Source organism: Comamonas sp. lk, from assembly GCF_900564145.1.
Taxonomy (GTDB): Bacteria; Pseudomonadota; Gammaproteobacteria; order Burkholderiales; family Burkholderiaceae_C; genus Comamonas.
Genome location: NZ_UOOB01000001.1, coordinates 2,876,659 through 2,889,962 on the forward strand (window position 1 = coordinate 2,876,659; position 13,304 = coordinate 2,889,962).

General features: G+C 62.7%; 10 protein-coding genes. 5 read left to right on the forward strand and 5 right to left on the reverse strand.

Going from position 1 to position 13,304, the window contains the following annotated elements:
• Positions 1-80: 80 nt before the first annotated feature.
• Together EAO39_RS13120 and EAO39_RS13125 are read left to right on the forward strand one after the other, a co-directional pair.
• Complete coding sequence (locus tag EAO39_RS13120) at positions 81-3,272, forward strand: tetrathionate reductase subunit A (protein WP_120968026.1); 3,192 nt, start codon at positions 81-83, stop codon at positions 3,270-3,272.
• Positions 3,273-3,377: 105 nt separating this feature from the next.
• Positions 3,378-4,013 (forward strand): CatB-related O-acetyltransferase, encoded by a 636-nt coding sequence (locus tag EAO39_RS13125; RefSeq protein WP_120968028.1) that lies wholly within the window; start codon positions 3,378-3,380, stop codon positions 4,011-4,013.
• 81 nt (positions 4,014-4,094) lie between these two features.
• On the opposite strand, the gene EAO39_RS13130 is transcribed toward EAO39_RS13125, so the two are convergent.
• Together EAO39_RS13130 and EAO39_RS13135 are read right to left on the reverse strand one after the other, a co-directional pair.
• Entirely contained in the window at positions 4,095-4,487 is a 393-nt protein-coding gene (locus tag EAO39_RS13130) for a DUF5329 domain-containing protein (RefSeq protein ID WP_240466993.1), read from the reverse strand.
• A gap of 87 nt (positions 4,488-4,574) precedes the next feature.
• Entirely contained in the window at positions 4,575-5,243 is a 669-nt protein-coding gene (locus tag EAO39_RS13135; RefSeq protein ID WP_120968030.1) for a hypothetical protein, read from the reverse strand.
• 494 nt (positions 5,244-5,737) lie between these two features.
• On the opposite strand from EAO39_RS13135, the gene EAO39_RS13145 reads away from it, so the two are divergent.
• The 3 genes from EAO39_RS13145 to EAO39_RS13155 are packed head-to-tail and all read left to right on the forward strand — an operon-like array spanning position 5,738 to position 8,327.
• Positions 5,738-6,907 (forward strand): COX15/CtaA family protein, encoded by a 1,170-nt coding sequence (locus tag EAO39_RS13145; RefSeq protein ID WP_120968033.1) that lies wholly within the window; start codon positions 5,738-5,740, stop codon positions 6,905-6,907.
• 30 nt (positions 6,908-6,937) lie between these two features.
• Positions 6,938-7,849: a heme o synthase gene (gene cyoE, locus EAO39_RS13150; protein ID WP_120968035.1), complete on the forward strand. Its 912-nt coding sequence runs from the start codon at positions 6,938-6,940 to the stop codon at positions 7,847-7,849.
• A 40-nt stretch (positions 7,850-7,889) separates the two neighbouring features.
• Entirely contained in the window at positions 7,890-8,327 is a 438-nt protein-coding gene (locus EAO39_RS13155) for a hypothetical protein (RefSeq protein WP_120968037.1), read from the forward strand.
• A 37-nt stretch (positions 8,328-8,364) separates the two neighbouring features.
• On the opposite strand, the gene EAO39_RS13160 is transcribed toward EAO39_RS13155, so the two are convergent.
• From EAO39_RS13160 to EAO39_RS13170, 3 genes are read right to left on the reverse strand one after another with little or no spacing between them, the layout of a single operon-like run.
• Complete coding sequence (locus EAO39_RS13160) at positions 8,365-9,855, reverse strand: efflux transporter outer membrane subunit (protein WP_120971058.1); 1,491 nt, start codon at positions 9,853-9,855, stop codon at positions 8,365-8,367.
• Positions 9,856-9,863: 8 nt separating this feature from the next.
• Positions 9,864-11,126, reverse strand: coding sequence for an HlyD family secretion protein (locus EAO39_RS13165; protein WP_120971060.1), 1,263 nt, complete (start codon positions 11,124-11,126; stop codon positions 9,864-9,866).
• A 28-nt stretch (positions 11,127-11,154) separates the two neighbouring features.
• Positions 11,155-13,290 (reverse strand): MFS transporter, encoded by a 2,136-nt coding sequence (locus EAO39_RS13170; RefSeq protein WP_120971062.1) that lies wholly within the window; start codon positions 13,288-13,290, stop codon positions 11,155-11,157.
• Positions 13,291-13,304 lie beyond the last annotated feature (14 nt).

Below are 13,304 nucleotides of genomic sequence, written 5' to 3' on the forward strand. Positions count from 1 at the left end.
TGTACCGCATAACAGAAGAACGGCAGCAGCTATCAAATTAAAAGCATCGCTGCCGCGCACCAGCCCAGAAGAGGCACACCATGACTGACAAGAAACTCACCCCCGAACAATCTCATGATGACGCGGTATCCGACGCCAATGTTGCACGCCGCCGCATGCTGCTGCGCGGCGGCGCCGTGGCCGGCGGTATGGCCGCCTTTGCCGCCGGCTATGGCGAAACCGTGGTCAAAGGCGCCAAGGGGCTGATCACCGGTACTTCGGGCAAAGCCACAGCCAGCGCCACGCGCGGCAATTCGCTGACGCCGGAATTCCGTATCGACCCGGTCACCGGCAAATTGACGACCCAGCCCGGCCAGGTGGTCAGCCCCTCGTCCTGCCTGGGCTGCTGGACCCAGTGCGGCGTGCGCGTGCGCGTCGATACCGAACACAACCAGATCATCCGCATTGCCGGCAACCCCTACCACCCGCTGGCCACCACCCATCCCGCGCCCATGGAAACACCGGTGCGCGAGGTCTATGCCATGCTGGGCGGTGACAACGGTCTGGAAGGCCGCGCTACCAGTTGCGCCCGTGGCTCGGCCATGCTGGAGCACCAGAAAGCGGCGCACCGCGTGCTCCAGCCCTTAAAGCGCGTGGGCCCGCGCGGCTCGGGTCAATGGCAGACCATCACGCTGGAGCAGCTGGTGCAGGAAATCTGCGCCGGTGGCAATCTGTTTGGCGAAGGCCATGTGGACGGGCTGGCCGCCATCCGCGATCTTGAAACGCTGATCGACCCAAACAGCCCCGAATACGGCCCCAAGGCCAATCAGTTGCTGTTCACCGAAGCGGCCAACGAAGGCCGCACGCCGCTGGTCAACCGCTTTGCCAAGCAGGCGTTCGGCACCATCAATGTGTCCAATCACGGCTCTTACTGCGGCCAGACTTACCGCGTGGGCACGGGCGCGGCGCTGGGCGACATGGCCGGCATGCCCCATGGCAAGCCGGACTGGAGGAACTCGCGCTTTGGCCTCTTCATAGGCACCTCGCCCGCGCAATCGGGCAATCCCTTCCAGCGCGTGGGCCGCGAACTGGCCGAAGCGCGCTCGCGCAGCGAGAACACTTATCAATATGTGGTGGTCTCGCCCATGCTGCCCACCTCGTCCAGCCATGCGGCGGGCAGCAACAACCGCTGGCTGCCCGTCAAGCCCGGCAGCGACCTGGCGCTGGCCATGGGTCTGATTCGCTGGATCATCGACAACCAGCGCTACGACCAGCAGTTCCTGACCCAACCCGGCCCCGCCGCCATGGCGGCTGCGGGCGAGGCCAGCTGGAGCAATGCCACGCATTTGCTGATCAACGAACCCAAGCACCCGCGCTACGGCCAGTTTCTGCGCGGAGCCGATATCGGTTTGGCCCTTCCAGAGCCGGTGGATGAAAAAACGCCTGCTGAAGATGTGTATGTGGTGCAACTAGCCGACGGTAGCCTGGTCGCCCACACCGTAGCCCAGCCGGCCGAGCTGATGGTGGAGCGTGAGTTCAGGCCCATCAAAGCCGCCGACGCCACCGAGGAACCTGCACCCATTGCGGTCTGCACCGCTTTTGCAAAGCTGCGCAAGGAAGCTCAGCAAAAGACGCTTCAGGAATATGCCGCTCTGTGCGGCGTTCCGGTCAAGGAGATCGAGGAGCTGGCGCGTGAATTCACCAGCCACGGCAAGCAGGCCGTGGCCAATTCGCACGGCGGCACCATGAATGGCTCGGGCTTTTACACCGCCTACGCGATTGCCATGCTCAACAACCTGATAGGCAATCTCAACGTCAAGGGCGGCTGGGTCATGGATGCGGGACCGTTCGGACCGTTCGGCCCCGGACCGCGCTACAACTTTGCGCAATTCCAAGGCGCGGTCAAACCTACGGGCGTGGCGCTGTCGCGCAGCAAGTTCCCGTATGAGAAGACCAGCGAATTCAAGCGCAAAAAGGAAGCCGGCCAGAACCCCTACCCCGCCAAGGCTCCCTGGTATCCCGCCACCGGCGGGCTGTCTAGCGAAATGCTGGCCGCCGGCATGCTGGGCTATCCCTATCCGGTCAAGGCCTGGATCAACCACATGAGCAACCCGATCTATGCCGTCTGCGGCTTCGAAAACGCTCTGGCGGCATCGGTCAAGGATGTGAAAAAGCTGCCGCTGTTTGTCTCGGTCGATCCCTTCATCAACGAGACCTCGGCCCTGGCCGACTACATCGTGCCCGACACCGTCACCTACGAAAGCTGGGGCATTGGTGCGCCCTGGGCCGACGTGGTGGCCAAGAGCAGCACCGTGCGCTGGCCCACCGTGCAAGCTGCCACCGCCAAAACGGCCGACGGCCAGCCCATCAGCTTTGAAACCTTTATCTTTGCCGTGGCCAAACAGTTGAAGCTGCCAGGCTTTGGCAAGAACGCCATGTCCACCAAGGAAGGCGATCCGCTGGACCTGGAAAACGCCGAAGACTTTTATCTGCGCGGCATCTGCAATATCGCCTACCAGGCCGGCAAGCCCGTGGCCGAAGCCAGCGATGACGATATAGCAATCACCGGCCTGAAAAAGTGGATGCCATCGGTCGAGGCCCGCGTCAAACCCGAGGAGGTGCGGCGCGTGGCCATGGTCATGAGCCGCGGCGGCCGCTTCGACCGGCAGGAAGACGCCTGGAAGGGCGAGCAGCTCAAGCTGCAAGCCAAGTTTCCGGCCACCTTCTGGCACGAAGGTCTATCCAAAATGCGCCACTCCATGACCGGCGAGCGCTATAGCGGCTGCCCCACCTGGTACCCCACGCGCCTGGCCAGCGGCGCGGACATGCGCGCCGTGTTCAGCGAGCAGGACTGGCCGCTGACCATGACCAGCTACAAGTCCAACCTGATGAGCAGCATGTCGATCGCCGCCTCGCGCCTGCGCCAGGTGCACCCGCACAACCCCGTAAGCTTGAACCGGGACGACGCCGCCCAGCTGGGCATTGCCAATGGCGACCGGATTTTGCTGAGCACCCCCGGCGGCCAGCTCCAGGGTGTGGCCCTGGTGCGTGCCGGTATTGCAGCGGGCGCTGTGGCTATTGAACACGGCTACGGCCACAAGCAACTGGGCACCGTGGCCCACCAGGTCAACGGCAAACCCACTCATGCCAACCCGCAGCATGGCAATGGCGTCAACCTCAATGCGCTGGGTTTTGCCGACCCGACCCGCCCGGAAAAGGACAATGTCTGGATTGACTGGGTGTCGGGGGCGGTGGTGAGGCAAGGCCTGCCCGTCAAAGTGCGCAAAGCCTAGAATCGGCACGCATGACCTGGGGGCTTAGCCCCCGCGCCCGCCTTAAACAGCCTCGCCCGCCCCGGCGGGGCTGTTTTAAGGGGTGCGCCACTATCAAGCGAGCATATGACTGAGAAACACTGGTCCCGGATCGAGATGCTGCACGCGACCGTGCGCAACCCCAACATCCACCTCAAAGGCCGACACAGCTATTACAGCGACGCCTGGAGTGGCTCGTTTGAGCAGTCCGTGGTGCGCTATCTCTACGGCGACGATTACAGCCAGCAACACTGGCAATCGCAGTGGAAGGTGGACCCGCTCCATATCGGCGACTATGTCTGCATAGGCGCAGAGGCCGTGATCCTGATGGGCGGCAACAACACCCATAGAGCCGACTGGTTCAGCCTCTACCCTTTTGCCGACAACATCCTGGCCTCCTACCAGGCCAAGGGCGCTACCCGCATCGGCGACGGAGCCTGGATCGGCATGCGGGCCATGCTCATGCCCGGCATCACGATTGGCGAAGGTGCTGTGATCGCGGCCGGCGCCGTCGTTACCCGCGATGTGGCGCCCTATAGCGTGGTAGGCGGCAATCCGGCCCAGCACATCAAATCGCGCTTCAGCGACGATGTGATCGCCCGGTTGCTGGCGCTGAAAATCTATGACTGGCCCGAGGCCGCATTCCAGCTTCTGCAGCCTCTGCTATGCGCTTGCGATATCGCCGCGCTGGAGGCGGCGGCCAGGGATGTTCATTTAATCTGATAGCTGAAAGCGCAGACTGGTCTTGGGCTTTAACCGGATTACGTCTAAAAAATTTAGCCCGACGTTTGGCTGAGCTGCGGCTTACCGCAGCTGGGCACGATAGCGTTTGAGCTCGGCCTGCAGCCAGCTGCTGGCAGGCTCGACCGCCTTGCCGGCACAGCGCACCTCGTAGGCTTTGTGGCTGATGCTGCTCTCGGTGGCAGCACGGGCAATGAAGTCCTCTGCCGACTGCAGCAAGTCTTTTTTCACCAAATAGTCGTATTTTTTCTGCAAATGATCGCGCGCCTGCACCGAGCTATGCCAGCTGCCGTTGCGCTGAAATTCACAGCCCGAGTTCTTCAGATAGTCCTGCAAATGCGCGATTTCCTGCTGGGCCTGGGCCGAGGGAGCTGCCGCCAGCGCCAGTTGCGCCGGGCCGGCGGCCAGAAACAGGGCAAAGCCCGAGACCATCTTAGCGATATTCAGTTGGGGCATCCGGCTTCCTTGCGACTGACAGTCGTGAAATTGACTGCGCCCATGCTAGCAAAGCCAGGGCTACGGCAAGCAGCCCCGGCGACAAGATCAGAACTGGCTCAGCATTTCGTCAAATGTCTCTCTGGCAAAGTCATTGCGCCAGGCTTCGTTCTTGTCTTTGGGCACCATGCTCAGCGGAAACACCCCGCGATAGCTGACGCTGACAGGCGCGGCATACGCAGCTTGCAGTGCCTGCAAATCGCTGCGGCTCTTGGCAACATCGGCGTTGCTGCGCACCAAGCGTTGAATAGCAGCCGCCCAGCTTTCCTGGGTTTTGACCAGGGAGCACTCAAAAGCCACTTGAGCCGTCAACACGCCATTGCTGGCCATGGTCGGTGGCTCGGACGACAAGGCTTTGCACTCGGACTTCTGCCTAGCTTGCTGCACGGTGCTCATCAGGCTTTCCAGCGGTGCTTTCATCTCGTCCCGCATGGCTTGCGGAAACAGCTTCACCGCGATTTCCGTTATTTCGCCGGGGAAGGCCTTGTCCGCCGCTTGCAGCGCTGCCAGGTCGGCATAGTCCGCACTGCGGCCGGAGCGCAGACGGTCGGGGCGCAGATAGTCGTTCAACTGACGAATGGCTTGCTCATCATGGTTGACCAGGGTCTTGATATACAGGTCAGCCGCGGGAATCGGGGACGGCGGCTCGGCCGCCTGCGCTGCGACGGCCAAAGGCAGTGCCAGAAAAGCGAAGGCTTGGTGAATCGTTGGATGCATCTTTTGGATGGGATAACAAGGAGTTGAACACATTCGCTGCGGCACGACAGCAGGCTATGTGCTCTATGGAAAAGGGCGCAAGCTGGGATCGCCCCAAGGAGAAGAGTGCGCAAAGTGCTGCCCAGGCACGGGGCAGACCTAAGCGGCTGGGCAAGCCATCTTAGGCCCTGCCTGCCGTTGCGTTATTAGGGGCACTGAAGCATGTAGACCTTTGCCATAAATCACACAGGTAGAATTGTTCAAGATCAAACACCAAGCTCGCGGCTTGGCCCATGCCTGTCCTGGCAACTGCCTATGCCTGACAGCCCCGGCGCCAAGCCGCCGTTTTTTGCCCATCCCGTTCAGATAAAAAGCCTGCAGCCTTTGCTGCGGTCCATGTTCCACGCCATGCCCTGTCGCTTTTGCGAAAAATCACAGCCTCTCTTGCCCATGCCTAAGCAATGGACAGCTTGCATTGCGCAGACCGGCTTGCACACCCTGGCTGAGGCAGTGCAATGACCCATAGCGCCCTCTACGATCTGGCACCGATGCTGGAGCTGATGGCTTTGGGCCTGGGTCTGGCGCTGGGACCGCTGACCTGGGTGTGGTGGCGCAATCGCGGCACAGGCTCGGGCAAGCGCCTGCAGGCGCTGTGCATTCTGACCCTGTTTCTGACCTTTGACCTGGTGCTGTTCGGTGCCTTCACGCGCCTGACGGATTCCGGCCTGGGTTGCCCCGACTGGCCGGGCTGCTACGGCACATCGAGCCCAATTGCGGCCAGCGCGCAAATTGCGCAGGCGCAGGCCGCCATGCCTACGGGCCCGGTCACGCATGGCAAGGCCTGGGTGGAGATGATTCACCGCTACCTGGCCACCACCGTGGGCGTGCTCATCATCGCCATGACCGTCATGGCATGGCGGCGTGCACGGCAGCTGGGCAGGCAAGCCAGCACAGGCGCCCTGAGTCCCTGGTGGCCGACGGCGGCCCTGGTCTGGGTCTGCATACAAGGTGCTTTTGGCGCGCTGACCGTGACCATGAAGCTGTTCCCGGCCATCGTCACCCTGCATTTGCTGGGCGGCACGGGCTTGCTGGCTTTGCTGTGCATTTCGGCTGCGGCCATGAGTCTGGCAGCACGCCAGCAGGCGCCGGCGCTGATCTCCCGAGGTTTGCGCCTTGGCCTGTGGGCAGCGCTGGCCATTGTGGTGATGCAGGTGGCACTGGGCGGCTGGGTCAGTACCAATTATGCTGTGCTGGCCTGTACCAGCTTTCCCACCTGCCAGGGCAGCTGGTGGCCGGCCATGAATTTTGAACAGGCGCTGCAGATCTGGCGTCCGCTGGGCTTGCTGGCCGATGGCAGTAGCATCGCTTTCGAGGCGCTGACCGCCATCCACTACCTGCACCGCTTGGCGGCCTATGTGGTGGTGGGCGTGTTGGCGGCACTGTGGTGGTGTCTGCGCCTGGTGCCGGCGCTGGCGCTGCAGCGGCGTCTGCTCGGCGGTTTTCTGATTTTGCAGGTGGCAACCGGCTTGTCCAACGTGGTGTTGGACTGGCCTTTGGTTGCCGCCGTGCTGCACACCGGTGGTGCTGCAGCTCTGGTGACGATTGTGGTCTGGTGCCTGACGGTGACCCGTGCGACGCAAACTGCGTCCCAAGCGCCAAGCCCCACGACTGGTGCGGCCCGCTGAAGGCGGCGCACACAAATTGAGAGTGTTTGCATGAGTGCTAGTGATATTTCCCTGACAGAGAGCAGTTCCTCACGCGTGAGCCAGTTTTACGCGCTGACCAAGCCACGCGTGGTGCAACTGATCGTTTTCTGCGCGCTGATTGGCATGGTGTTGGCCGTTCCCGGCTGGCCCACGGGCTCACAGTGGCTCTACATGGGCGTGGCCTGTGTGGGTATCTGGCTGGTAGCCGCTGCGGCTGCGGCCTTCAACTGCCTGGTGGAGCGCCATATCGATGCCAAGATGAAGCGCACCTCCTGGCGCCCTACCGCGCGCGGCGAGCTCTCCAGCCAGCAGGCCCTGGCCTTTTCGGCCATTCTCTGCATGGTGGGCGCAACGATTCTCTGGATCTTCACCAATGCGCTGACCATGTGGCTGACGCTGGCCACGTTTGTGGGCTATGCCGTGATCTACACCGTGGTGCTCAAGCCCGCCACGCCGCAGAACATCGTGATTGGCGGCGCATCCGGCGCCATGCCTCCCGTGCTGGGCTGGGCGGCCATGACGGGCAATGTGGGCCCCGAAGCCCTGATTCTGTTTCTGATCATCTTCCTCTGGACGCCGCCCCATTTCTGGGCTCTGGCCCTTTACCGCGTGGAAGACTATCGCCAGTCCGGCCTGCCCATGCTGCCCGTCACCCACGGCAGCAAGTACACGCGGCTGCAGATTCTGCTCTACACCTTTGTGCTGTTTGCCGCCTGCCTGCTGCCCTTCATCTACGGCATGAGCTCGTGGCTGTATCTGGTGACGGCCATCATCCTGGGCGCCGGCTTTTGCGGTTACGCGATTGCCCTGTACCGCAATTACTCGGATGAGCTGTCGCGCAAGACCTTCCGCTTCTCGCTGATTCACCTGAGCCTGCTGTTTCTGGCTCTGCTGATCGATCACTACATCTGGCTGGGCTGAGCCTGCAGGGGGCCGACCCACATGGAATGAATGGAGCCCCATGTCGCATCGCGTCCCTGAAGATATTTTGCAGCTGGCCCGCCAGGGCGAAAAAGTCCGCGCCATTGCCCTGTTGCGCGAGCAAAACGGCCTGGGTCTAGCCCAAGCCAAGCAGTTGTTGGAAGAGCGGCTGGAAGATGCCCAGGGCAAGCCGAACCCTGCAACACATCAAAGCTTCACGCCTGAGGATGTGATGACAGCCATCGATGCCGCCCTGGCTCGCGGCGAGAAACTGCAGGCCATCAAACTGCTGTGCGACAGCACGGGCCTCGGCCTGCTGGAGGCCAAGCAGCGTATAGAACAGCGCATGGCTATAGCCCCAACCCAAGCAGACCGCAACCAGTCACCGGGTGAAGTGACGCGCAGCAGCGGCCGGCCTTTTTTGGCACTCTTGCTGGCTGCGGCCGCAGCTCTCTGGTATTACTTCAGCAAAAGTTAAACAAGCCCCAAGCCTCGTCTGGAAATAGGCCAGACGCTCACTTTTCAGGAGTGATAGTCGCAACTGCCGACGCGGCTTTCTGCCAGCCGCCACCAAGGGCCTGATACAGCTGCACCGCGTTTTCCAGCTGCGATTGGCGCAGGCGTATCACCTCCTGCTGCACGGCAAACAGATTGCGCTGTGCGTCCAACTCCTCCAGATAGCTGGCATAGCCGGCCTCGTAGCGATCCTTGGCAAAACCCAGAGTGCGTTGCAGCACCGCCTCACGCTGTCTGGCACTGGCCAACTGGGTTTGCAGATATTGGGTGCTCACCAGAGCCAGCTGCACATCGCCCAAGGCCTTGATGACCGTGCCGCGATAAGCGTACGCGGCCTGATCACGCTGGGCATTGGCCGCATCGAACTGGCCTTGCAGCCGCCCGCCGCTGAACAGCGGTGCCAGAATGCTGCCGCCCAGGCCCCAGACGGTAGCCGGGTGGTAATCCAGCGCATTGATCAGCAAGCTGCCCAGATTGGCACTCAGACTTACCTGGGGCAAAAACGCGGCGCGCTGGGCGGCCAGCTGCTTGTCGCTAGCGGCCAGCTGCAACTGGGCCCGGGCAATATCCGGGCGGCGCTCCAGCAGCTCGGACGGCAAGCCCAGCTCCGGCAGCGCAGGCACGGCCAGCGCCTCCAAACCGCCCTGCGGCTGCGTTACAGCACGGCCTGGCAATGTCTCGCCCATCAGCTTTTGCGCCGACGCATCGCCGATGCCGCCCGCCAGCTGCAGCAAGGCAAGGCGCTGGCGCTCCAGCGCCAGAGTCAGCTGCTCTATGGACTGCCTGACGCTTTCCAGTTCGGCCAGCGCCTGGCTTTGCTGCAGCTGCGAGATATAGCCTACCCGTACCTGATCGGTGAGCAGGCGCACAGCCGCCTCGCGCGACTGCAGCGTGTATTGGGCTACGCTCAGCTGCGCCTGCAGCGAGCGCATGCCTATATAGGCCTGAGCCGTGGTGGCAGCTACCGCCAGCTGCACGGCATCGCCATCGGCCTGGCTGGCTTGCAGGCGCAAATCGGCCGCGCTGCGCAAATCGCCCAAACGGTTCCAGACATCCAGCTCCCAGCTGGCCTGCAGCCCGGGCTGAAGACTGCGGGTCTGCGTCAAGCCGCGCGCGCCCAGGCTGCGGCCGCTAGATAGAGGCAAGGCCGCCGATACCTGGGGCATCGCCGCAGCACCTGCCAGCTCCAAATTGGCCCTGGCCTCATCCACCCTGGCCATGGCGGTCAGCACATCATTGCTTTGCTCCAGAGCCAGACCCACCCAGGCGTTGAGCCCTGCATCGCCAAAAGCCTGCCACCAGGCCGACTGAAGCTGGGCCTGGTTTTGAGCCGCTGACGCGGCCTGCTCCCACTGCGCCGGCACGGCCGGCTGGGCACCGGCTGGCGCCTGGCTGGTACGAGGCAGGGAACAAGCGCTCAGCACCACGGCCAGGGCCGCGCAGGCAAGCGGTTTGAGCGTCCAGGCCCTCTTGGACCGGCAATTCAGCATGGGCTGTTTCATGGTTTGACCTTATGGTCTGCAGACTCAGAATTCAAAGGCAAATCGGCCTCTACCTCTTTATCTGATTGCGCCTTTAGCTCCTGTTTTTGAAGATTCTGCAACTTTTGCTTGGTATCCAGTCGCACCATGACCGACATGCCGGGCCGCACCCGCGCGGCCAGCTCCTGGCCCTCATCGATGGCAATCTTCACCGGCAGGCGCTGAACCACCTTGGTGAAGTTGCCGGTGGCGTTATCGGCCTTGAGCACGCTGAATTCCGAGCCTGTGGCCGGCGCTATTTCCACCACATGGCCTTTGAGGCGAGCACCGCCCAGCGCATCCACGCCAAAAGTCACGGCCTGGCCGATCTGTACATGGGCGGTCTGTGTTTCCTTGAAATTCGCCACCACCCAGAACGTGGGCGGCACCACATACACCAGCTGGGTGCCGGCCGCCACATACTGGCCCTTGCGCACCGAGACTTCGCTGACCTGACCATCGCTGGGCGCATGCACGGTGGTGTTGTCCAGATTGATCTGTGCCTGTTGCAACTGGGCTTCAGCCATCTGGACCTGGGCCTTGAGCGCATCTCGATTGACCGTGGTGGCCTTGATCTTTTCGCTATTGATTTCAATATCGGCCTGGGACTTGGCCACATTGCTGAGCGCCAGACGCGCCGTGGCGCGCACCTTGTCGCGCTCGTTCAAAGAGACCGAGCCGCGCTCGGCCAGCTCCTGCACGCGTTTGAGTTCGGCCTGAGCACGCTCGGCCTCGGCCTGCACTGCCGCCAAACCGGCGCGGCTGGCAGAGAGGGTGGCGCGGTTCTGGGCCTGGGTCTGGTCGGCATTGGCCAGCTGGGCATTGGCGTTGGCCAGCTGCGCCTGAGCCTGAGCCAGCGAGGCTTCATAGCTGCGCCTATCAATATGCACCAGAGGCTGGCCGGCCTTGACCTGTTCGTAGTCCTTGACCAGCACCTCGGTCACATAACCGTTGACCTGGGGCGCAAGAATGGTGACGGCGCCGCGCACATAGGCGTTGTCGGTGCTGATCACCGAGCTGTTGAAAGGCCAGAGATTCCAGGCCCGCAGCACCAGCAAGATACCCGCCAGCGCCACCACCAGCATGATGAGCACGCTGCGCGTGGAGGGCTTGATCTTCTTGGGCGTGCTCGGCAACGCGGCCGATGCCGAGGCGGATGCAGCACCGGGTGCTGGTGATGCCGCCGGTGATGCCGCCGGTGTGGCCGCAGAAGCCGCTGTGTTGGATGGTTTTTCGCTCATACCCAGAATCTTTGTGTGTTGTGTTTCTTCAATCAGGCTTGCGCGCAGGCTGGGCCTGGGCTTCAGCTTGGGCATCCTGCTTGCTGGCGGGTTCGGTCGCAGTTGGCAGCGCGGCCCGGCTGGCTTGTTCCTGCGCTGCTTTTTCCTTAGCCGCCTGCCCTATGCCGGCTTCCAGACGCTCTTTCAGCGCCAGCGCCGGCTCGTTATCCTGTAGCGGGTCCCGGCTGGCCAGCACCGCCGCTTCTTGCAGCTGAGCGGCCTGGGCGGCTTGCGAAAGCTCCAGGGCCTGCTCGCCTTCAATCACCAGAGTCTGGCCCGGCACCTGGGCGTAGCCAGCCAAATCGTCGCCGCGGGCATCGGTCTGGCTTTCCTCTACCACCACGGTGAACCTGGGCTGACCGCCTGCTGCAGCCTGGGGCTGAGCCTCGTTCACCGCGCTTTGGCTACGGTCTGCAGCCTGGGAGGACAGTGAAGAAGCTCTTTGCGGTGCCCCATCCGTTGCAGCCGCAGCCGCGCCCTGGTTGCCGCTTTGCCAGGTCAGTGCCCGCACCAAAGCCGCAGCCTTGCGCAGGCGCTCAACCACGCCCAGCAACCACAGCAGATAGGCCACCGCAATGGCCGCCGTCAGCGCGAACACATCGTTATAGGCACGCACATTGGCTTCGCGCCGCACGATTTGCGACAGCTGCAGCAGGCCCTGGTTGGCGCGCATGGCAGGGTCTGGCGTGACCCGGCCATAGATCTGGCTCTGAATCTTGAGCCGCTCGGCCACCACAGGGTCGGTGGGGTCGAGTTGGGCCACCAGGGCCACGGAGTACACCTGCTCGCGGTGCAACTGGTAGGTGCTGAGCAAGGCCGAACCCATCAGCCCGCCCATGGCCTGCGTCATGGAGATGGTGACAATCGCCGTGAGCATATGGTTGGGCCCGTACTTCAGCCCCTGGATCACGCCCGTCAACATCAGCGGGCCCATGAAGATGCCCGCGCCTATGGCCAGCAAAAACTGGCTCAAAAAGAAGTCGGCAGGCCGGTCCAGACTGGTGCGGTGCAAGTCCAGAAATGCGGCCACAGCAAACAAGGCAATCGCCCCCAGAATTTGCTTGCCCAGATGCGGCAATCCAAAAGTGCTAGCAGAGACCGCAATGCCGACAAGCGTTCCGAGCAAGATGACCCAGAACAGCGGCTGCATCTGGTCGGGCGTCATACCCAAGGTGCGCAGCAGGCCCACCATGCCGTAGGTCTGCTCGGTGGTCAGAAAGCGCAGCAAGATAGCTCCCACCACAAAGCGTATCGTGGGCGCTTGCGTGAACCAGCGGGTATGCAGCATGGGATTGCGGCGGTGGTGCTCTATGTACAGCGCCGTACTCAGCAGCACGATGGAGCCCACCAGCATCCAGGCCAGCCAGGGCGTATCCAGCCACCAGTGGCTGTAGCCTTGCACCAGCACGGCGATCAACAGGCCCAGGCCCGGCACCATGAGAGCCATGGTGAGGAAATCGAGCTTCTCGAAGGTCTTGATGAACACGCCTGGCGGCAGCTTGAGCACCACCACGGCAGCAAAGGACAGCAGCGCCAGCCCGGCCTCAAACATATAGAGGTTGTGCCAGTCGCTGTTGTAGAGCAGGCCTGGCGATAGCACCCAGGCCAGGGGCGCGGCGAGTTGCCCCACGCCCACGCCAATCACCAGCATCTTGAGCACATAGGTCCGCGGTGCGGCCTGCAGCATATACAGCGTGCCCAATGAGGAGCAAGTGGCAGCAGCCAGACCGCTGGCGGCACGCAGCAAAATCAGGCTGTCATAACCGCCCAGCAGCAGATGCAGCACGCACAGAGCGGCATAGACACCCAGGCCGATTTCGGCAAACAGACGCATGCCGAACTGCTGGCGAAATTTGTAGACCAGCAAATTGGCCGTCACATTGAACATGACGTAAGCGCCGGAGAGCCAGGCGGCCTCGGTCACCGTCAGACCCATCTGCCCCTGGATGGTGGGCAGATTGGCCGTGAACAAGGCATTGCCCAAGCCCCCGGTGAGAGCGATCAGCACGGCAATCAGGCCGTAGCAGACACGCACCCAGGGCTTGTGAAAAGGCATGGCCGGCGAGCCCGGCAGACTAGGTTTTTCATGCTCTTCCCAGTCTGGCGGACGCCGCAGATAAATCATGGGCGCCTGGGGCG

Coding starts and splice junctions, on each gene's coding strand:
- EAO39_RS13120 (WP_120968026.1), top strand. CDS start 81: ATGACTGACAAGAAACTCACCCCCGAACAATCTCATGATGACGCGGTA.
- EAO39_RS13125 (WP_120968028.1), top strand. CDS start 3,378: ATGACTGAGAAACACTGGTCCCGGATCGAGATGCTGCACGCGACCGTG.
- EAO39_RS13130 (WP_240466993.1), bottom strand. CDS start 4,487: ATGCCCCAACTGAATATCGCTAAGATGGTCTCGGGCTTTGCCCTGTTT.
- EAO39_RS13135 (WP_120968030.1), bottom strand. CDS start 5,243: ATGCATCCAACGATTCACCAAGCCTTCGCTTTTCTGGCACTGCCTTTG.
- EAO39_RS13145 (WP_120968033.1), top strand. CDS start 5,738: ATGACCCATAGCGCCCTCTACGATCTGGCACCGATGCTGGAGCTGATG.
- cyoE (WP_120968035.1), top strand. CDS start 6,938: ATGAGTGCTAGTGATATTTCCCTGACAGAGAGCAGTTCCTCACGCGTG.
- EAO39_RS13155 (WP_120968037.1), top strand. CDS start 7,890: ATGTCGCATCGCGTCCCTGAAGATATTTTGCAGCTGGCCCGCCAGGGC.
- EAO39_RS13160 (WP_120971058.1), bottom strand. CDS start 9,855: ATGCTGAATTGCCGGTCCAAGAGGGCCTGGACGCTCAAACCGCTTGCC.
- EAO39_RS13165 (WP_120971060.1), bottom strand. CDS start 11,126: ATGAGCGAAAAACCATCCAACACAGCGGCTTCTGCGGCCACACCGGCG.
- EAO39_RS13170 (WP_120971062.1), bottom strand. CDS start 13,290: ATGATTTATCTGCGGCGTCCGCCAGACTGGGAAGAGCATGAAAAACCT.